At 44.1% G+C, this 19,589-nt stretch carries 22 protein-coding genes; 8 read left to right on the plus strand and 14 right to left on the minus strand.

Features of this window, described 5'->3' with window-relative positions:
• Positions 1-49 precede the first annotated feature (49 nt).
• The gene (locus AC5JPY_RS09085) at positions 50-1,090 is read left to right on the plus strand and encodes a tyrosine recombinase XerC (RefSeq protein WP_443525254.1); all 1,041 of its coding nucleotides are present in this window, start codon (positions 50-52) and stop codon (positions 1,088-1,090) included.
• 51 nt (positions 1,091-1,141) lie between these two features.
• Here the strand turns inward: AC5JPY_RS09085 and AC5JPY_RS09090 are convergent, their stop codons facing one another.
• Positions 1,142-2,041, minus strand: a complete 900-nt coding sequence (locus tag AC5JPY_RS09090; protein ID WP_443525256.1) for a nitrilase-related carbon-nitrogen hydrolase — start codon at positions 2,039-2,041, stop codon at positions 1,142-1,144.
• Between the two features lie 287 nt (positions 2,042-2,328).
• Here AC5JPY_RS09090 and AC5JPY_RS09095 point away from each other — a divergent pair, with 287 nt between their 5' ends.
• Entirely contained in the window at positions 2,329-3,942 is a 1,614-nt protein-coding gene (locus tag AC5JPY_RS09095) for an RNA polymerase factor sigma-54 (protein ID WP_443525258.1), read from the plus strand.
• Positions 3,943-4,013: 71 nt separating this feature from the next.
• On the opposite strand, the gene AC5JPY_RS09100 is transcribed toward AC5JPY_RS09095, so the two are convergent.
• Positions 4,014-4,700 (minus strand): LemA family protein, encoded by a 687-nt coding sequence (locus tag AC5JPY_RS09100; protein ID WP_443525259.1) that lies wholly within the window; start codon positions 4,698-4,700, stop codon positions 4,014-4,016.
• A 589-nt stretch (positions 4,701-5,289) separates the two neighbouring features.
• Here AC5JPY_RS09100 and hpf point away from each other — a divergent pair.
• Positions 5,290-5,670: a ribosome hibernation-promoting factor, HPF/YfiA family gene (gene hpf / locus AC5JPY_RS09105; RefSeq protein ID WP_319051195.1), complete on the plus strand. Its 381-nt coding sequence runs from the start codon at positions 5,290-5,292 to the stop codon at positions 5,668-5,670.
• A 287-nt stretch (positions 5,671-5,957) separates the two neighbouring features.
• On the opposite strand, the gene thiS is transcribed toward hpf, so the two are convergent.
• The 4 genes from thiS to AC5JPY_RS09125 form a co-directional block, all read right to left on the minus strand.
• Positions 5,958-6,158 (minus strand): sulfur carrier protein ThiS, encoded by a 201-nt coding sequence (gene thiS, locus AC5JPY_RS09110; protein ID WP_319051194.1) that lies wholly within the window; start codon positions 6,156-6,158, stop codon positions 5,958-5,960.
• A 136-nt stretch (positions 6,159-6,294) separates the two neighbouring features.
• Positions 6,295-6,669 (minus strand): DUF423 domain-containing protein, encoded by a 375-nt coding sequence (locus AC5JPY_RS09115; protein WP_443525262.1) that lies wholly within the window; start codon positions 6,667-6,669, stop codon positions 6,295-6,297.
• Between the two features lie 24 nt (positions 6,670-6,693).
• Entirely contained in the window at positions 6,694-7,584 is an 891-nt protein-coding gene (gene rpoH, locus AC5JPY_RS09120) for an RNA polymerase sigma factor RpoH (protein ID WP_319051242.1), read from the minus strand.
• Positions 7,585-7,798: 214 nt separating this feature from the next.
• On the minus strand, positions 7,799-8,263 hold the full coding sequence (locus tag AC5JPY_RS09125) for a sulfurtransferase TusA family protein (RefSeq protein WP_443525263.1): 465 nt from the start codon (positions 8,261-8,263) through the stop codon (positions 7,799-7,801).
• Positions 8,264-8,587: 324 nt separating this feature from the next.
• On the opposite strand from AC5JPY_RS09125, the gene AC5JPY_RS09130 reads away from it, so the two are divergent.
• A complete protein-coding gene (locus AC5JPY_RS09130) occupies positions 8,588-10,207 on the plus strand; it encodes a M48 family metalloprotease (RefSeq protein WP_443525264.1) in 1,620 nt (539 codons plus the stop codon).
• A gap of 81 nt (positions 10,208-10,288) precedes the next feature.
• On the opposite strand, the gene AC5JPY_RS09135 is transcribed toward AC5JPY_RS09130, so the two are convergent.
• A complete protein-coding gene (locus AC5JPY_RS09135; RefSeq protein WP_443525265.1) occupies positions 10,289-10,738 on the minus strand; it encodes a GatB/YqeY domain-containing protein in 450 nt (149 codons plus the stop codon).
• A gap of 202 nt (positions 10,739-10,940) precedes the next feature.
• Entirely contained in the window at positions 10,941-11,156 is a 216-nt protein-coding gene (gene rpsU, locus AC5JPY_RS09140) for a 30S ribosomal protein S21 (protein WP_110921885.1), read from the minus strand.
• Positions 11,157-11,548: 392 nt separating this feature from the next.
• Between rpsU and AC5JPY_RS09145 the strand changes: the two genes are divergently transcribed.
• From AC5JPY_RS09145 to crcB, 4 genes are all read left to right on the plus strand, one after another.
• Entirely contained in the window at positions 11,549-11,908 is a 360-nt protein-coding gene (locus AC5JPY_RS09145; RefSeq protein WP_443525266.1) for a hypothetical protein, read from the plus strand.
• Positions 11,909-11,928: 20 nt separating this feature from the next.
• Positions 11,929-12,411, plus strand: coding sequence for a c-type cytochrome (locus AC5JPY_RS09150; RefSeq protein ID WP_443525268.1), 483 nt, complete (start codon positions 11,929-11,931; stop codon positions 12,409-12,411).
• Between the two features lie 236 nt (positions 12,412-12,647).
• Complete coding sequence (gene tsaD, locus AC5JPY_RS09155) at positions 12,648-13,706, plus strand: tRNA (adenosine(37)-N6)-threonylcarbamoyltransferase complex transferase subunit TsaD (RefSeq protein WP_443525269.1); 1,059 nt, start codon at positions 12,648-12,650, stop codon at positions 13,704-13,706.
• 44 nt (positions 13,707-13,750) lie between these two features.
• Entirely contained in the window at positions 13,751-14,122 is a 372-nt protein-coding gene (gene crcB, locus AC5JPY_RS09160) for a fluoride efflux transporter CrcB (RefSeq protein ID WP_443525270.1), read from the plus strand.
• A gap of 213 nt (positions 14,123-14,335) precedes the next feature.
• On the opposite strand, the gene AC5JPY_RS09165 is transcribed toward crcB, so the two are convergent.
• The 6 genes from AC5JPY_RS09165 to potA all read right to left on the minus strand — a co-directional run bounded on the left by AC5JPY_RS09165 (position 14,336) and on the right by potA (position 19,462).
• Positions 14,336-14,785, minus strand: a complete 450-nt coding sequence (locus AC5JPY_RS09165) for a hypothetical protein (RefSeq protein WP_443525271.1) — start codon at positions 14,783-14,785, stop codon at positions 14,336-14,338.
• A gap of 121 nt (positions 14,786-14,906) precedes the next feature.
• Entirely contained in the window at positions 14,907-15,299 is a 393-nt protein-coding gene (locus AC5JPY_RS09170; RefSeq protein WP_397476623.1) for a CDI toxin immunity protein, read from the minus strand.
• Positions 15,300-15,541: 242 nt separating this feature from the next.
• Positions 15,542-16,432 carry a LysR family transcriptional regulator gene (locus AC5JPY_RS09175; protein ID WP_443525272.1) on the minus strand — a complete coding sequence of 297 codons (891 nt, stop codon included), beginning with the start codon at positions 16,430-16,432 and terminating at the stop codon, positions 15,542-15,544.
• Positions 16,433-16,536: 104 nt separating this feature from the next.
• The gene (gene potC / locus AC5JPY_RS09180) at positions 16,537-17,343 is read right to left on the minus strand and encodes a spermidine/putrescine ABC transporter permease PotC (protein ID WP_443525274.1); all 807 of its coding nucleotides are present in this window, start codon (positions 17,341-17,343) and stop codon (positions 16,537-16,539) included.
• Positions 17,343-18,221, minus strand: a complete 879-nt coding sequence (gene potB / locus AC5JPY_RS09185; protein WP_443525275.1) for a spermidine/putrescine ABC transporter permease PotB — start codon at positions 18,219-18,221, stop codon at positions 17,343-17,345. The genes potC and potB overlap by 1 nt, the downstream gene beginning before the upstream one ends.
• Positions 18,221-19,462, minus strand: coding sequence for a spermidine/putrescine ABC transporter ATP-binding protein PotA (potA, locus tag AC5JPY_RS09190; RefSeq protein ID WP_443525276.1), 1,242 nt, complete (start codon positions 19,460-19,462; stop codon positions 18,221-18,223). Before potA ends, potB begins: the two co-directional genes overlap by 1 nt.
• Positions 19,463-19,589: the final 127 nt, after the last annotated feature.

The following is a 19,589-nucleotide window of genomic DNA, read 5'->3' on the forward strand; positions in this document are numbered from 1 at the left end:
ATGATATAAATGTCAGGCAAATGATATAAACGGCACAGGTGCTTTTGATATGGTTATGTCCAATAAAGTCAGTCAAGCGATGCAGGCTATTCCTTCTACGCCTTCTATGCCTTGGCTGTCAGATGAGCTGGCGACCAGTATAGAGTCAGATGCGATATTACGAGAGCTTCTAGCCCCTGTGCACCGCTGGCTCAACACCCTATCTATACGTAATCACTCACCGCATACGCTCACGGCTTATTTTGCAGGCTTAAACCAGTTGGCACTGTTCTTACGTGGCAAGCGTTTGACATGGACACGCTGTGATAAGCGCCAATTGGCTCAGCATATCAGTCAGCGCCTAGATGAAGACAAGCTTGCGCTTGCTAGCGTACAGCAAGAGCTGTCAGCGATTCGGCATTTTTATGGTTGGTTGATAGAAGAGGGCTTAGCACGTATTAATCCAGCCACAGGCTATCAGCTTAAACGTAGCCCTAGACCACTGCCATCTATTGCTGATGTCGATTTATTAACCCAGCTGCTTGATCAAGAAGTTCCCGATATACCAGAGCAGGCGCGCTTATGGCTACGAGATAAAGCGATGTTCGAATTGCTCTATAGTAGTGGTCTGCGTGTCGGCGAGTTGGTTGCACTGGATATCGCGGATGTTGACTTGTCTGATTTGCGCGTTCGTGTCACGGGTAAAGGTAATAAGACACGTCTAGTGCCGCTGGGTGCAAAGGCAGCAGAAGCGATTGGACGCTATCTACCACATCGTAATCTATGGGTCGAGCAAATGGATAATGCTTTGTTTATCAGCGAAAAGCTCGGGACTCGGCTATCTACACGTGCTGTACAACAGCGCTTAAAAGTTGCGGCGGCACGCGCAGGCATCGCCCAAAACATGTATCCGCATCTATTACGTCATTGTTTTGCTTCGCACATGTTGTCAGGCAGTGGCGACTTGCGCGCTGTGCAAGAAATGCTGGGGCACAGTGATATTAGTACCACTCAGATCTATACTCATGTTGATTTTGCCAAGCTGACCCAAGTTTATGACCGTGCCCACCCGCGCGCAACCCATGCTCAGAATGAGAGCAATCCTACCTAATAGCAGTCCTATCCACTATCCAATAGCGAACCTCGCGATAGGCAGTATTGTTTATGCTAAGCGATGGCAATCAAAGATTGGTAGCTTTTGTCGACCTTGTATTTGAGCTTGCCTGTCGAACGATGCCATGACGATAGCATAGCCTTTATTTGTTTCAGATGTGGTAGAGGAAGTCAGCTCACTACTGTCATGACTGTTAATGATCCTACCATCAAACGTAGTAATGGCGGTATGTCCCCATGTCTGGCGAGTATTACCATCTTTGTACCTATGATCACCGCCTTGTGCGGCGCCAATCACCATACATTGACTGTCTAGAGCACGTGCCTGTAACAGCAGTGACCAATGCGCTTGCCCAGTCAAATAGGTAAAAGCAGACGGGGCACTCAGTATGTCGGCACCTGCTTGGCGCAAACGCTGCGCCAATGCAGGAAAGCGCAAATCAAAGCACACCATCATGCCCAGCTGATAGACAGAACTGCCTGACTCCAAAGGAGCGACTATCGTCTGAGTACCTGGCTCAAACGTTGCTGCTTCGTTATAGCTGCCTTGCTTATCAGCGATAGTTGCAGTAAATAGATGGATTTTGTCGTAGCGTGCTACCCGCGTACCGTCTGGTGCAAACAACTGACTGACTTGACGCAATCTACCGTCAGGGACTACAGCACCATCAGGACGATAAGGACAAGGCAATGAACCTGCAAGTAGGTAAATACCATGAGTGCGAGCATAATCAGCCATCGTCGCTGAAAGCGCGTCAAAACGCTCGGCAGTCGCAAATTGTTGCCCCATACTACAGCAGTTCTCAGGTATCACAACGAGCTCAGCGCCTTGGGACTTAGCATCTATGATGGCAGATTGAATATCTGCTAAATTGCTCTCGATACTTTGCTGACTGTTCATTTGGATAGCAGCTATGCTAAATTGAGGGTTGTCTATTGTGTCATTCATGACGGTGTTCTCCGTAACTGCTGAGTTTTAATGGTCGCTCATTGCCTTTTATTTATTATAAATGTTGGATGCTGTTGAACAGACCATTCATAATTATTGATTGGCTATTGATGCCAAAATGATAAGTTTATATAAAAAATATTTCAGACGTATCTGAGTAGAATATAAATTATCATAGCAAAATTGTGGCAAAAAATGCTATCGTCATGTCCTAATAAGGTTATGACACAGCCTCGATTGGCACAATAAATATAAAATCACCAAGACTGGAGTTTAATAAGCCGCCCATGAGTATGTCGTTCGGATTGGCGACCACGCTGAGTAACTCACAAAAACTAACGCCGCAAATGCAGCAGGCTATTAAACTGTTGCAGCTCTCTAGTCTTGAACTCGCACAAGAGGTTCAGGCCAAGCTGGATAGTAATCCGCTGCTTGAACGTATTGAAGATGATGAAGAGTACGAAAATAGCCACGACGATAGGGTGGATGAGTTAAGCGAGCCCCTAACACTCGATAGTTGGAATCAAGGTAGTGACTCATCAAAGACAGGGTCTGAGAGCAATACAGAGTATAATAATGACGATGCCACTGATAGCTTAGACAAGTTGCAGCAACCGAGTATCGATGATGGTGCGATGGATAGCGACAGCAGCTTTGATAGAGATAACTATGCCTCTGCCCAAACAGGCTCAGGCAGCAGTAGAAGCGATGAAGACTTTGACAGCTATCAAGGCGGTACATCCTCTACTATTCAGGATCATGTACGTTGGCAGCTTAACTTCAAGCGCTTGTCAGAAGTGGATACGCTGATTGCAGAGTATCTGATGGATTCTATGGATGACATGGGGTTTATTCGGATAGATGTCGATGAGTTATTACAAAGCTTCGATACTATGGCAAACTTCTATCAGTGGGATGAGCGGGTCGAACACGATGAAGTCATGGCAGTATTACATATTATCCAGTCTTGCGATCCTATTGGCGTTGGGGCGCGTCACTTAAGTGAATGCTTAGCCATTCAGCTGTCCAAGCTAGATGCGCGCACCGAACATCTTATAGAAGCAAAAGCACTACTCACCGCAGGCGAGCACTTGGTGAGTAATAATATCAAAGCACTTACTGAACTGACAGGACTTGCACCTGAAAAAATCACACCTGCTATTACCTTGCTACGTACCTTAAACCCTTCACCAGGATTACTGTTTCAAATTAGTCAGCCGGACTATACCCAGCAATCTGATAGTTATGACATTCCAGATGTACTGGTCACACCTATAAGAAGCCGTAAAGCGACTACTAACTCTGAAGCGCTAGAAGATGGCTGGCACGTACGCCTAAACCCTGACACACTACCCAAGCTACGAGTCAACCAAGAGTACGCCAATCTAGTCAAACGCGGTGATGACAGTCCTGACAATCAATATCTACGTGAAAACCTGACCGATGCGCGATTATTTATACGCAGTATCGAGGAGCGTAACCAAAACCTGCTAAAAGTAGCGACCAGCATCGTCCGCTATCAACAAGAGTTCTTGCAGCACGGTGCAACTGCCATGCAGCCTCTTATTCTAAAGGTAATTGCAGAAGAGGTGGACCTACATGAGTCTACCGTTTCACGCCTCACAACAAGCAAGACCATCTTGACACCGCAAGGGCTGTTTTCGTTGAAGCATTTCTTTTCATCACATGTGAGTAGTACCGATGGAGACATTTCATCAACGGCTATTAGCGCTATGATCAAAAAACTTATCGCCAACGAGGATCCCAAAAAACCACTATCAGACAGTCGAATCAAAGATGAGCTGCTAGCCGACGGTATTGATATAGCCAGAAGAACCGTCGCCAAATATCGCGAGGCGATGAATATAGGTTCGTCTACTCAGCGTAAGCAAAAATATTAAAAAAATCCCGAAAGACTCAGCTAAGTCTGTTTAGTTTTCTAAGTCTTACAAGCTAGCCAAGTCATCAAGTCCTATAGCTTCTTGGCTTCTTCCTCGTAAATATTGCGTGCCGCTATCATTCGATCATCGATTTCTTCCAATGTTGATTGTAGCCTCACAAACTCTGCATTGGCTTGTAGTTCGGTGTAATGCTGTGAGAGCTCCATCAGTCTAGACAAAGCAATACCCATCTCTGTTTGAGCGTTTAGATAAGGTGCTGCTTTTTCCAAGCTTGTAGGTGGTTCTAAGTTAATATCGAAGCGATCTAAAGCTGATTTTTTAGCGGTGACTTGAGTGAAGGTCGACTCATCATTATGAGTATGGTTCCGTATGATTTTGGGAATATTACCTGCTACATCTTGTAAGCGTTGATAATGTACAAATAAAGACCTATATTCGACTTTTCGTTGTTCGTAGAGTGTACGCGCTAAGGTTATCTTCTGTTCTTGAGCGTCTATAGTTGCCAACAAATCTTGAAACACAGCATCAGAACTAAGAGCAGGATATCGATTTGAGATTTCTATAACAGTTGCTAACGAACTACTCAGGTTGGTTTGTGCCTGTTGATATTTTACCAATTCTTGAGTGTCATTAAATGTCTCTACACTCAATTGCAATTTACCTACTTCTGCTCGTGCCTCTTGCAGTTGTTTAAATGCGCTTTGCTCCTCATCATAAGGCTTTTTGACAACAGCTAGTAACCCAGGGACTAACGCCATTCTATTTTAATTTTCGCTTACCATTTCAGACCAAGCAATATTGAGTTTTTCATTTACTTGCTCGATTTCTTTCATAGCAGGTTTCTCATCACTAGTAGACGATTGGTTATCACTGCAGCCAGTCATGGTGAACGAGATTATTAGAGCAGCAAAAATGAGAGCAGGTCGGATAGACGTCATTATCATCATGAATTTAGCTCTTATTTGAATATAAAGTTTTAGGGCAGTAGAAGACGAGATAAGTGGTACGCAACCTTTAATAGTAGCGTTAGATTATTTAATTGACCATAGTTTAAAAATAAAATTTTTTGATTATATAGAAACATGATAGAAACAACAGGTGTTGTTACACTTAATTACAATTTAATGTCTTGCTACTATCTGATTTTCATGACAAATTAGAGTCATACCAACAACAAAATCTAAGTGTCGAAGCATAGTATTTACTTATAACTAATAAAGGAGACGATAAAAGGATACGTCGATATTTTACTAGAGACACTAGTATAGTAATTGGTAAGGCAAGGTGAAAAGAGCAGGAATGCGACCTCATCTGTTGAATGTAAGTTACAACTAAAAGGACAATAATATGAATGTTTCTATCAGTGGTCACCATATCAGTGTTACCGAAGCTATGGACACAGCAGTTCGCGAAAAGCTTGAAAAAGTAGAGCGACACTTTGATCAGATACAGAGTATTAAAGTGATATTATCGCTAGACAATAGCGGCGCAAGTGATGGTGGTAAAAAGAGCCATAAAGCTGAAGCAATTATGCGCGTCTCAGGTCAAGAAATGTTCGTCCAAGCATTAGAAGATGATATGTATAAAGCCATTAACGAGATGGCAGACAAACTTGATAGACAAGTACGCAAGTATAAAACCCGTCAAGAGCGCAAAAAGACTCAGGGTGCCGGACGAGATGGACGTTATCAAGACATCAGTCCAGCTGAAGCAGTACCAGCTGCCTAGTCTACTAATAAGTAGGGTTAGTTGAGTAGCGAATAGTTCTACTACAGCTTCGTAAGACTAAAATATAATAAATTAGGAAAATAAAATAAGAAGTACGATAAACAGCTGTTCCATTAAGTAGCGAGCCAGTTAAGTAGCAACTTAATGAAAAATCAACAACCAATGATTTAACAAAGAAAAAAGACCTCAAACGTTTGATACGTTGGGGTCTTTTTTAGTACTGGTGTTAAGGTGTTAAGTTTTTAGAGTTGTCGAAGGATGACAGTAAACCATAGTACAAAAACTTTCTAACCACCGCCAACAGCTTGCACTACTTCGATATTCATTCCTTCTACGATGTGTAGTTGGGCAAGCTCGCTTTTTGGTATCAAATCGCCATCAACTTCGACGGCGTAACGCCCTTGACTAAGCCCAAGTTCATTGACGACCAGTTGTACAGTCTGATGAGTGGTTTGTAGACTTCTACCATTAACAGTAATGGTGCTCATATTAAATGCTCCCTAATGATTTAAGATTCCTTTTGTATCGTTCTGTCTCTGCGATTGACGAGCGACTGTCTGGATAGTTGCTCATAGTATCGGCAAAATCTATTGTATAGACGACGAACTGAAGACGAACCGTAGATTAGCGCGCCACATCATTTGATCGAAACGCAGAGACTGCAAGCCATAACCAGCCAGCTATCATAAGTATTCCGCCAATAGGCGTGATCGCGCCAAACCAAAGTGGCGCACCAAGGGACATAGCATATAGGCTACCAGCAAAGATGATAACACCACCCTGTAGTAACCAAGCCGTTGCCTGAGTGATATACCTCAAGCGTATCAGCAGGCCAACAAACAGTAGGCCAAGCGCATGTACAAACAAATATAGCGTAGCCGTATGCCACCATTCAAGCTGTTGCGAGCTGGCTATGTCTTTTAAGCCATGAGCACCGAACGCACCCAAAGCAACAGCAACGGCCATATTAATCGCTGCAATACCAATCCAATTCAACATGATACAACTCTTAGGATCATAAGACTATTGAATATCATCTGGTAAGATAACACTATCGATAGTCATGGCATCGCGGATTTTGTCCATCGCATTCTTTTCAATCTGACGCACACGCTCAGCTGAGATAGAGTAGACCGCTGCCAGTTCATGGAGTGTGGATTTTTGCTCAGAGAGCCAGCGCTGCTCAACGATATCACGTGAACGGTCATCCAATGTACCCATAGCAGCGATTAGCGCTGACGAGTTGTTTTCTTCCCAGTCTTCTTCTTCTAGCTGTTCGGCAGGATCGATACCATCTTCCAAAAACAGCTGCGGTGCGTAACGACCATCATCATCGTCACTTGACTGCGCTTCAAATGAAGCATCGTAAGAGGTAAGACGTGACTCCATCTCTAGCACTTGCTTACGTGTGACATTTAAGTCATTAGCGATTGCGTCTGCTTCTTCTAGTGTCAGCTGGTTGTTGGTCTTTTTTAGGCTACGTAAATTAAAGAACAATTTACGATGGGCTTTGGTCGTCGCGACTTTTACAATACGCCAGTTGCGGATCACAAATTCATGAATCTCAGCTTTGATCCAATGTACCGCAAAAGATACCAAGCGCACGCCTTTATTAGGATCAAAACGTTTGACCGCTTTCATCAGTCCTAAGTTGCCTTCTTGGATCAAATCAGCTTGTGGTAAGCCATAACCTGAATAGCTGCGCGCAATATGAATCACAAAACGCAGATGCGACATCACCAGTAGACGCGCTGCCTCGACATCACCTTCATCATAATAGCGATGGGCGAGTTCTTGTTCTTGGACAGGGGTCAAGATAGGAATTTGATGCACAGTATTGATATAAGCACCCAAATTCACACCTGGCGCTGACAAGTGAGTTGGCATCGCAGGCACCAAATCACGTGTATTCATATCACCTAGCGTACTGGCATCATAAGGAGGACGCTGTGCAGCTGCCTTTAGTGCAGCGTCGCGCGCATCGTTTTTTATAGGAGCTGAGCCGTCTCTTTTATTCGCATTTGCAGCATCAGAAGTAGTAGTAGCCATATTCTTGACCTTGGTTAAATAGTTAAGCAAACAGTCAGATAAAAATCTCTATAGTTGTAATTGTAAAGGACAGCAGCGTTTAGTTGCTATCAGTTTTGGTAATGATGAAGTGATATATTGTAGCGAAACGCTGTAATGATGTGCTATCACCTGTCAAATCTGTAACGTCATTGACCATCAGTTTCAGGTCATCAGATGATTGTACTTGCTGGCTTTGTCGGCAAAACGCTGTGATATCAGCTTGTGAGTTGGGATCCGTTGCGACGATATATAGTGACTCACCGATTGCCACATTACGTAGTGCGACTTTAGTTTTCAATAAAGGCATCGGGCATGCAAGACCGCGACCATCAACAAAGCCTCTGATATCTAACAAAGGTAGCGCACTATCCACATCGCTTTTAGAGTGATCTGCGATACTATGACTGGCTGGCAATAAATCTAATAGATGAGTCATTTCTCGTTGTACGGCATCGGACAAGTCCGTTGATAAGCAAATAGCGTATGATTCTTGCGTGATGAGTGATTGGCTATCAGCGGACATAGAACAAACCTTGTGAATAACAGTATTTTTTCATTAATAGATGAGCTGACAGTGCGCTCTCAAAAATGACTATTTTGAGCATATTAGTTATAAATGCGAGCTTACTGTCACAACACATTATACCAAATCGCTGATGTATAGTTGTATTTGAATATAGTCAACGTCACATTCGGTTCTCTAGAATCACACAATCATGTTGCACAATAGTGACGGGTCGCTAAGTTATTGGTAGTCAAATGAATAGTAGAATTGACCTGATAGGAACAAGCTCGTATAGTCGAAAATACGCCATAAAAAATACGATAGGATATACGCTTGCACCACATGAATAGCAAATCGTCGCGACTCGATAAAGAATACAAACGCTCAAAGACCAAGTTGACTACCAGACATGGCCTGAGATGGTGCCTGTCAGCGACCTTACTAGCGATGTCGACAGGTGCTCATAGTAATGACAGCCAAACGCTGTCATTTGGTGAGTATGCGGGGCAAACAGTAGACTCACAAGCATTAGATCTACCCAATTTACGCGGGCAAGGACTGAGCTTTTCTGAGCAGTATCAAAACAAAATGCTTGGTGAGTGGTCGCTACAGAATATTAACGGCCGTGTCAAAATGGAGCACGATCCATGGGTACAAGAAACGGTAAAGGATATGACGTGGCGACTGAACGCCCAAGCGCGTCAGCAGGCACCGCTTGGTTTGGTGATTCTTGATAATCCTAGTATCAATGCTTTTGCGGCGCCTGGTGGCGTCATAGGTATCAACACAGGGACGATACTGGCAGCTAATAGTATGGATGAGCTGGCAAGTGTCATAGCCCACGAAGTGGCGCACATCAGCCAACGTCACTATGAGCATGGCGCAGACGAGCGCAAAAAAGCGTTGCTGATGCAAATAGGGGGCATGCTGGCTGCGATTGCTGCATCTGCCGTCGATGGTGATGCCGCCGCGGCTGTCATGGCGGGTAGCCAGACGGTATCTATGAATAGCAGTATGGCGTTTAGTCGAAACAACGAGCGCGAGGCCGATCGAGTAGGGATGCAGATCATGACTCAAGCGGGCTATGACCCTCGGGCGATGCCGCGGTTTTTTGCCACGATGAATCAGCAAAGCCAGCTCAATCAGGTTGAAAATCGGTTCTTGCCGAGCTTTGTGCGCTCGCATCCGCTCAGCGGTGAACGCTTAAGTGAGTCGCAGAGCCGTGCTGGGCAGTATCCTACGTTATCACTGAGTCAGCAGCAGCGCCATCAGGCATTGTTTGATCTACTCTATTGGCGTGTACAAAGTACCGGCAAGCATGCCTCTGAAGTGACGCTCACAACCGCTGCCAAAAACAGTCCGGGTGCCAAGCTTGCATTAATGAGGTGGTATGGCGAGCAGCAGCGCTTTCAAGAAGCTAATAAGATGTTGGCTGAGATAGATAAGCTCCCTGTACTTCAGCGCCAACAACTCGAGCCTTTACTATCGATTGCCCATAGTGAGCTACTCAGTGAGCAAGGTAGATGGCAACAAGCTGTAGATGTTTTGGAGAGCCAGCAGCGGCTTTATCCTGAGCGTCGTGACCTGCGTCTTTATTTGGCAGAAGCACTCACCAACAGTAATCAACCGACACAAGCACAAGCATTGTTAAAACCACTCACAGCGCAGCAACCAAGCGATCGTTATGCGTGGCAAAGCCTACAACTCGCCAATGAAAAGCTTGCTAAAACCACAACGTCACCAACACTGGCAAACATTGCGACAATCAACGCATTGCGCTATCGCAGTTATGATCAGTTGTGGAATGGACGTTATGAGAGTGCGCTCACCTCACTGACGCAAGCCAAGCAATTGACTGAGAATTTGCAAACCACAGCGCAAGCCAATAGTGCGCGTCCGTTACTGGCCAATATCAACGCAGAAATCAAAGCAATAAAAACCGCCAAAGACTTTGAGCCTTAGGCGGTTTTGGTTGTGTCAGATCATGTTTGCATGAACCTACATTTCATACTTATTAGCAACGCTCATAGTTCAAGCAAAGTTCTAGCCTTGTAATGTCTCTTTAACCATCTTAGAGATTAGGGCAGGATCAGCACGACCAGCGGTTTTATTCTTTAATACACCCATTACGCTACCCATATCGCGCATAGAGGTGGCACCTTGCTCTTTGATTTCAGCATTGACCAACACCATGATCTCATCATGACTCATTTGCTGGGGCATAAACTCATTGATAAGATCAATCTCAAACTGCTCTTTTGCCGCTAAATCATCGCGGCCATTTTCTGTAAAAATAGTGAGCGACTCTTGACGTTGTTTTAGCTGCTTTTGTAGTACTTCTAGTACTTGTGCATCATCAAGCTCTGTCTGACGATCGATCTCAATCTGTTTAACCACTGATTGTACGTTGCGTAGTACTTTGACGCGCTCAAGCTCACGCGCTTTCATAGAAGTTTTGATGCTGTCTGACAGAGTCTGTTTAAGTTGGCTCACTGCTATTATCCTTATTAATTTGTTAACTGCTGTTTGTTAGATAGTGTTTAATTAGGTTTGGGGTAAAACCTGCTGAGAGCGGGCTTTGATAAAAAGTGGCGTCAGCAGTAATAACAAAAATTGTAGCATAAAAAACGCCACTGATATCGATGGATAACAGTGGCGTTAGTGTAGCGCTGGTACTAACTAATCAGATTGTTGATTAGTACATACGAGTGGTACGAATAGTTTCGCGTTGTAACTTCTTCTTATAACGCTTTACGGCAGCAGCTTTTTTGCGCTTACGTACTTGCGTTGGCTTTTCATAAAACTCACGCTTACGTACGTCTGATAATACACCAGCTTTTTCACAAGAACGTTTGAAACGACGGATAGCGATATCAACTGGTTCGTTTTCTTTAACCTTAACTGCAGGCATGAAGACTCCTCGATTAGGATGAGATATAAGGGCATTAGTTTGGCTGTGTGTTAGTATTTAGCCGTAATATCTCAAGATTACTGGCATCAGCTCAAACTAGGACAATTCCCACACATAAGTGTGAGGGCAAGTATTTTAATAAAAAATACCAACAAAGTCAATGATTTTAACGATTTATTGCTTATAAGCTATTTATAATTTCATATATGTTCTTTATATAAGCCAGTCTATAAGGTTCGCTGCTTTAATTTATTATGCTCATACATGAGAACTCTCTAGAAATAAAAAGTCCTTACGGTCTATAACGGTTTAGTAGGAGTTTATGCTATGATAATTTCCATATTATAGTCAGCATATAAACCGTTTTATGTGTATTTTATTGAGGATTTGGCATGAAAAAGACAGCATTGAGCATGGCGTTTATTCTAGCGTTAGGTGCAGGCGTAAGCGCTTGTAGTGGCGGCGAAGAGCACGAAGAAGTACTAGCAATCGATCGCGTTGATGAAGCTGCTGAGCTTGCAATCAAAAATGGACCACCTGCTCAAGAGATGGAGTTCCCAGAGACTGCACCAATGCCAGCGACTGATGCAGCCACGACAGACGCTGATGGGACAGCGACTGCCGAAGCGGGAATGGCTGACGCTGATATGGCAGAAGCGGCGACTACAGATGGCACTGATACCGAAGCGGCACCCACTGATGAAAGTGCTGATATGGCAACGGAAGACGCAGCAGCCACGCCTGCTGAATAAGCCAATTAAAAGGTCAGGTCATGATTGAGATACAGCAGCATATAAATAAGCTGAGCTTGTCTGCAATTAGTATAAGCATGTTATTGGCATTAAGTGCTTGTAGTAGTGACAACGAGGCGGCGACAGCACCAGTAGAGTCTGACGCTACTGAAGCAACAGTGGCAGCCGATGCACCAGTCATTGATACCACTAGCGAGATTGACGCTACAGAACAGACGATAACGGCAGAAACTGATGTTGCTGCTGAGCCAGAAGTGTTAACTGCAAATGCTGGTAGCGCGCTGTACGAATCAAATTGCAAGGTTTGTCATACTGCTGGGTTACTTAATGCGCCAAAATATGGCGATAAAGCAGCTTGGACGGCTCGTTTGACCAAAGACAAAGAGGTGCTATATATGCACTCGGTCAAAGGCTTCAACAAAATGCCGGCTCAAGCGGTAGACGGTGTGACTGAGGCGCAAGTCAAAGTAGCTGTTGATTATATGCTCGCGTCAGTAAGCTGATACGGTATATATAGAGTATATCAGCTATTGAAATTTGTTAAAATGACCGTCATTGTGACTGACAATGGCGGTTTTTTTATGCCCATTTTTATTCATATCACTCTCAGACGTTCGACTGGCTGTGTGTCACTTATCTTATTTACTATTGACAGTTTTAGAGTGATATAAAACCAAAGCGGTATAAGACAAAGATACGACGAAAAGTAGTCCGAAAATAAAAGCATAAAGGCAAAAGTATGAAGGTATTGGGTTTAGAGACCTCTTGTGATGAGACGGGGCTAGCGATTTTTGATAGCGAGCAGATCAATAGTGACAATCAAGGCTTGGTCGGGCAAGTGCTGTACTCACAGATTGAGCTGCATGCGCTCTATGGCGGCGTTGTACCTGAGCTTGCCAGTCGCGATCATATTCGTAAACTGGTGCCATTGCTCAACGAGCTGCTTGAGCAGTGCAATATGAGCAAAAGCGATATTGATGCGATTGCCTATACCAAAGGGCCAGGGTTGATCGGTGCTCTAATGACGGGTGCGTTGTTTGGGCGTAGCTTGGCATATGGTTTGGATATTCCCGCTATTGGTATTCATCATATGGAAGGGCATTTACTTGCGCCGCTGATGGGTGCCAATCCACCCGCTTTTCCGTTTGTCTCCCTACTGGTATCTGGTGGTCACACGTTACTTATTGCCGCTCATGGTGTGGGGCAGTATGAGATCTTGGGTGAGTCGATCGATGATGCAGCAGGTGAGTGCTTTGACAAAGCCGCCAAAATGCTAGGTCTACCTTATCCGGGTGGTCCTAATATTGCCAAGCTGGCAGAAACAGGTAACCCTGATGCTTATGCACTGCCAAGACCGATGCTCCATCGTGGTCTAGACTTTTCATTTAGCGGTATGAAAACAGCGGTACATAATCTGATTAAAGACACACCACTGTCTGGTGGTTCAGGCAATAGTACTGATAGTGATCCACAAGTTCGTGCGGATATCGCCGCTAGTTTTCAGCATGCGGTAGTCGATACACTGGTAAAAAAATGCGTTAAGGCACTTAAGCAAGCAGATATGAGCCGTCTGGTTATTGCAGGCGGCGTCAGTGCCAACACCCATTTGCGTGAGATGCTAGAAGCTGAGCTGGCTAAGATAAATGCGACGGTCCACTATGCACCGCCTGCGCTATGTACTGACAATGGTGCGATGATTGCTTATGCAGGGTTTGAGCGTCTGCAAGCTGGTCAAGCAGATGATCTAGCGGTGAGCTGTATTCCGCGCTGGCCGATGACAGAGTTGCCAGCTGTATAGTTGAGTATTTAGCCCAACAAATTTATACGAACTAAGGACAGTCTATGCAGTGGCTTGCTATTGGTCTGGGAGCAGCATTCGGTGCTTGCCTGCGCGCGTGGCTATCGCGCTTCAACGCTTTGCATGGTTGGGTGCCACTAGGTACCTTGAGCGCGAACATCCTTGGCGGACTATTAATTGGGCTTGCGCTGATATGGTTTGAGCGTATGGGAAGCAATTTATCTGATCATGTGCGTGTCTTTGTGATTACGGGATTCTTAGGTGGTTTGACGACTTTTAGTACGTTCAGTGCAGAAGTATTTGGCTTTATTCATGACGGGCGGTTGCTAGCAGGCTTAGCGCTCATCGGTTTGCATGTTGGATTGACATTATTGGCAACCGCGCTTGGCTTTTATTTCTTTAAGCTAGTTTTGTAGTCATTAGTAGATATTAATCGTTTAATGGTCTGTTATAAGTGGTTCCATTATATCAGTCTGTTTTAAGGGGTCTGTTAATAGGTTTGAGGAGTGAGATAGTTGGTTCCGTTGGGGGATAGTCAAAGTTTCTTGCTATATATTCTGATGAGTTGAACCCAAAATACATGCTTTGATTTAGACGTAATCAATTAGACAGTGCAGTTAATTTCGAGCTTAACTTGTGACTTTTTCAAGAGGCATAGTCTTCAATTCTATTGTTTTGCATTCAAAAACTATTTCTGTATCACCTAATAAAAATAGTGAATGTATAATATTATTATCAGGCGTTACGTCTACTTCATGTGCCATTATGGTGATTGGTAATATCCAACAACTGATATTAACATTTACAATATCAGAATAGATAATTTCTATTAAATCTCTGCCATATCTTTGCTCGATCTTCAACGATATTTTATCGTGTTCTAAATCATAATAAATCGCCTTAATTATACCTTTATTAAGCGTCTTCTCTATATCGTCTATTCCGTTTAAATCACTTGATAAAATCGGGCTCAAATCTTCTCTACGTTTAAGTATCTCAGGTACTACTTCATCATAGTAGTACCTAAAATCCAAATTATGGTCTCCACGAGAGTTTACAGAGTGTTTGATATATTTCATTATAACTGTCCTTAAATCTGACCCTACCGTTAATCTCGTAGGAATGAACTTGGAAAATTTTCATCATATAGTTCGATGCCTGTATAGCGCACCGATCACGTATAGAATACGCAGATAAACCCTAAAAAAACGTACTCATTCTTAAGCCGGAGGGAGTACTTTCAATTACATTATTGTTTTTTGGGATGAATATCCATGTATCAAAACTTACAGCTGTAACGTCGTCAAAAGCATTTACTATCCTTTCAACAGTAGTCTCTAGAATCGGGTGTGCTGCATCATTCCAGATAATAAAACAGTTATCTGCTAGTGTGAGATTTATTTGATTTTTAATTTCTTCTATACAGTTTAGCAGCACTTTTTTATCAACCTTGTTCCAGTCAATTCCTCCGTTACCACTAGTTCGTATTGGAAATGAGCTAACAAACTGACTCATTACTTTCCTAGATTCTTCATCTGCTAACACTCTAACTTCTTTAAGAGCAACTGAAGCTTCATCGAATAAAACGTTCATACAAATGGCCTGTTAAATTGTCTAAGATAATTAAGAACAATTCGATTGAATCTTGAAAAACTCACTTCGTGTACATTACCAAGTACATCGTGACTACCTAAATAGCTCAAGATACTAATACCATTAGCCTACAGCCAAATATTCGAGTCCTCACTAGGGAACCATTATTTAATATAAAGTCTGTTGAGATATAAGCAAGTAGTCGATATTTTATCAATGAAAAATGTAATAGATAATAAAATCTACAACGGTTTTACGATCCCTTCCAATAAATTGGCAAATCCCTGCATATAAGCAATATTTTGACTAGAAGTACGTGTCGCTGCGTATAGCTGACAATGCACACCATCACCTAATGGTCGTGAGACGACCCACCCTTTTTTCTCATACTCAGCAACGACCCAGTCGGGCAGTGCTGCCACACCGCGTTCGCTCGCGACTAATTGGATGAGCATCGCGGTCAGCTCTGTGGTACGCACATTCTCAAAGCTAACTTGCGCTGGTGTCATAAAGTTAGCAATGATATCGAGGCGTTTGGCCTCTACTGGATAGGCAATTAGTGTCTCATTAATCAAATCATCTGGCTCTATAAAATCTTGTGCTGCTAAATCATGTGTTGGTGACAGTACCAAACGGCTCTCATACTCAAACAATGGCTGATAGCTGATACCATCGATCGGTAAGTCGCTGGTGGTAATGAGCAGATCAATATCACCTTCCATCAGCAGATGATGCGGCTCAGGCTCAAACCCTGTGGCAAAGTCGAGCTCGACATCCGACCATTCACGGCGATAGTGATTGAGTATCGGCATGAGCCAATCAAAACAACTATGACACTCTGATGCCAGTCGTAACCTGCCTGCTTGACCGTGTGCTAAGCGTTTGAGGTTGGATTTGGTACGGGTAACTTGCGGTAAGATATTGTCTGCTAATGATAGAACCGCCTTACCCGCTGGCGTAAAGCTAAGCGGACGAGTTCGGCGATTGACCAAGCTGATATCGTAGTAGTTCTCAAGCTCTTTTAATTGATGTGACACAGCAGAGGCGGTGACGTGCAGCTCGTCTGCTGCTGCCGCAAGTGAACCATGCGCACGCAGCGCGGTTAATGTATTAAGATGACGCAACTCAAGCATGATATTACCCAACCGCTACCGTGAGAAAAATTCATTATAGTCAATATAGCGCTGACTTTCACTCATAGTCCATCAATAATGAGTAGTTAATGAGCAATCAACATTTAGCGCTTACGTAATAACAGCTGTGAGATAACCACCAATACTAGTGAAGCAACCAATAATAATGTACCTATCGCGTTGACCTCTGGCTTGAGACCGACCCGTACCATAGAGTAAATACGTAGCGGTAAAATCTCATAACTCGGTCCGGTGACAAAGGTCGATACCACCACATCATCTAGCGACAAGGTAAAAGCAAGCAACCAACCTGCCATAACCGCAGGCAGAATAACGGGAATGAGCACTGTACGTACCATCGTCGATTCGCTAGCGCCCAAATCACGTGCCGCTTCCATCAAGCGCTCATCTAGACTACTCAGTCGTGCAAAGACGGTAATGACCACAAAAGGCAAGCAAAAGGTAATGTGCGCCAATAACAAAGACACAAAACCTAACTGTAGACCGATCAACAAAAACAGTGCTAATAACGAGATAGCCAGTACAATCTCAGGTGACATCATAAGTACAAACAGCAGCCCGTTTAGTAAGCCTTTACCGCGAAAATTATAACGGTGTAGCGCTAGTGCTGTGAGTGTTCCTATTAAGGTTGAGACGGTAGCCGCGACTAACCCCAAGACAATAGAGTGCCAAAACGCATCGAGCATCGCTTGGTTATTAAATAGCGACTCATACCATTTTAAACTGAAGCCGCCCCAATTGTAGCCGATTTTTGACTTATTAAATGACATCACTACCAAGACAATGATAGGTAGATATAACAAGGTATAAATAAGTCCGAGATAGCTTTTGGCTGCGATACTGCCAATCTTCAGCTTACGAGTTGTTTTGTTGGGTGAGCTATAAGACATTAGGCCACCTCGTTGAAGTCAGTTTTGCCAATACGGCGGCTACTAGCACGGTAAGCCAGCAGTAGTACTGCCATTGCAAGCGTCAATAGCACGCTCGCCGCAGCACCAAAGGGCCAGTCACGCGCGTCCAAAAACTGGTTTTTGATGATATTACCGACCAGTAAGTTCCGAGAACCGCCCAAAATATCCGCCACATAAAACATACCCATCGCCGGTAAAAGCACGAGCAGTACGCCAGAGATGATACCCGGTGTCGTTAAAGGCAGTACCACATGCCAAAAAGTCTGTGTTCTTGATGCACCCAAATCTTGTGAGGCGAGCAGCATATCATTGCGTAAGTCGGTAAACACGGCATATAGCGGCAATACCATAAAGGGGAATAACAAGTACGTGAGGCCTGCAATCACCGCGCCTTGTGTATATAAAATATCGATAGGGGTATCGATCACACCGATGGCGAGTAGCGACTTGTTAATCAATCCATTGTTAGCAAACAATAGCTTAAGTGCATACGTTCGTACCAAAGAGTTGGTCCAAAATGGCAGTATCAATAGCAGCATAAGTAGCGGTTGCCATCGTACTTTTACCCTAGATACTAGCCACGCAAAAGGGTAGCCGAGTAGCAAGCAGATCACCGTTGTGATACCTGCCATCCACAATGAATGAACAAAGACCTCAAAGTATAACGGATCAACCATGCGCACATAGCTGTCGATGCTGAAAGGCAAACTAATAAAATCACTACTGTCTCGGGTCAAAAAGCTGACCGCGATTACCAATATATTTGGTAGTAGTGCAAAAATAAGTAACCAACCCCAAATTAGCCAGAGCGTGACCGTACGAAATGGACTTTTGCTGCTTAGGTGATTGCGTGCCATTAGCTCCCATCCTTTTGTGCAGTCGAATTATGTACATGGTCAGTATCATCTGGCAATACCCACTCCCAGCCATCGACCCATGAGACTTTTACCCCTTCGTTTAATTTATAATCAAAGCTTGGGTCGTCTTCATCAAAGAATTCAGAGGCCTTAATAATATGACCATTGGCCAATTCAATAATAGAATCTAAGGTACTGCCCTTATAGTTACTTTCGATGACGCGACCTATTAGTCCATTATGCTCATTGTCTTTTGGATCATATATACGCAGATCTTCAGGGCGTAGTAATAAATTGACAATGTCGCCCACTTGTACATCATTGGCAAAATTGGGTCGACGCAGATTACGACGCGTGGTTGGTCCCTCTTGCGCCTGTGCTTCACAGACTTCAACTTCAATGCGTCCATTGGTCACGTTACCGTCACGATCTGGCTGGTCTGGATAGACGCCCTTAACTTCGGCTCTAAATAGGTTAGTCTCACCAATGAACTTGGCGGTAAACAAATTGGCGGGGGTCTCGTAAATCTCGATAGGGGTACCGATTTGCTGGAACGTGCCATCTTTCATCACCGCGATACGGTCTGACATCGATAGCGCTTCCTCTTGGTCATGGGTCACAAACACAAAGGTAATGCCCAGCTCGCGCTGCAAGCGCTTTAGCTCAGACTGCATTTGCAAACGCAGTTTGTGATCGAGCGCAGATAGTGGCTCATCGAGCAAGAGTAGTTTGGGTCGATTAATTACGGCGCGGGCAATTGCCACGCGCTGCTGCTGTCCACCAGATAAGTCTTGTGGTTTGCGATTGGCTAAATGCTCTAGCTGCACCATAGCTAACATCTCACTGACCCGCGTTTGAATCTCATCTTTCGGTACTTTTTTTAGTGTCAGTCCATACGCGACATTTTGCGCGACGCTCATGTGTGGAAACAACGCATACTGCTGAAAAACCGTATTAACCGGGCGTTTATCAGCAGGCAAACCTGCCATTTGTACGCCATCCAAGTGTATGGCGCCTGCATTTGGTTGCTCAAAACCAGCAATCAAGCGTAGCAATGTGGTTTTGCCACATCCTGATGGGCCTAGCAATGTCAGAAACTCACCATGCTTAATATCAAGGTTGATGTCTTTTAGCACTTCGGTTTGATCGTAGGTTTTTTTGAGACCCGTTATTTTCAGTAGTGTCTTGTCATCATGAAGAGACGCAGAAGTGGTGTGCGTGTTTTGAGATGGGTCGGTCATAATATCTGTTCCTAAGCATCCGATATAGTAGCTGGCGTGGCCATCGAGGTCGCTCGCTGCCATCAAAAAACTGGCAGGAGCGTAAGCACGATTTGATTACTGTTTGATTGTTGCCTGACTCCTGCAC

This window comes from Psychrobacter sp. H27, assembly GCF_059072655.1.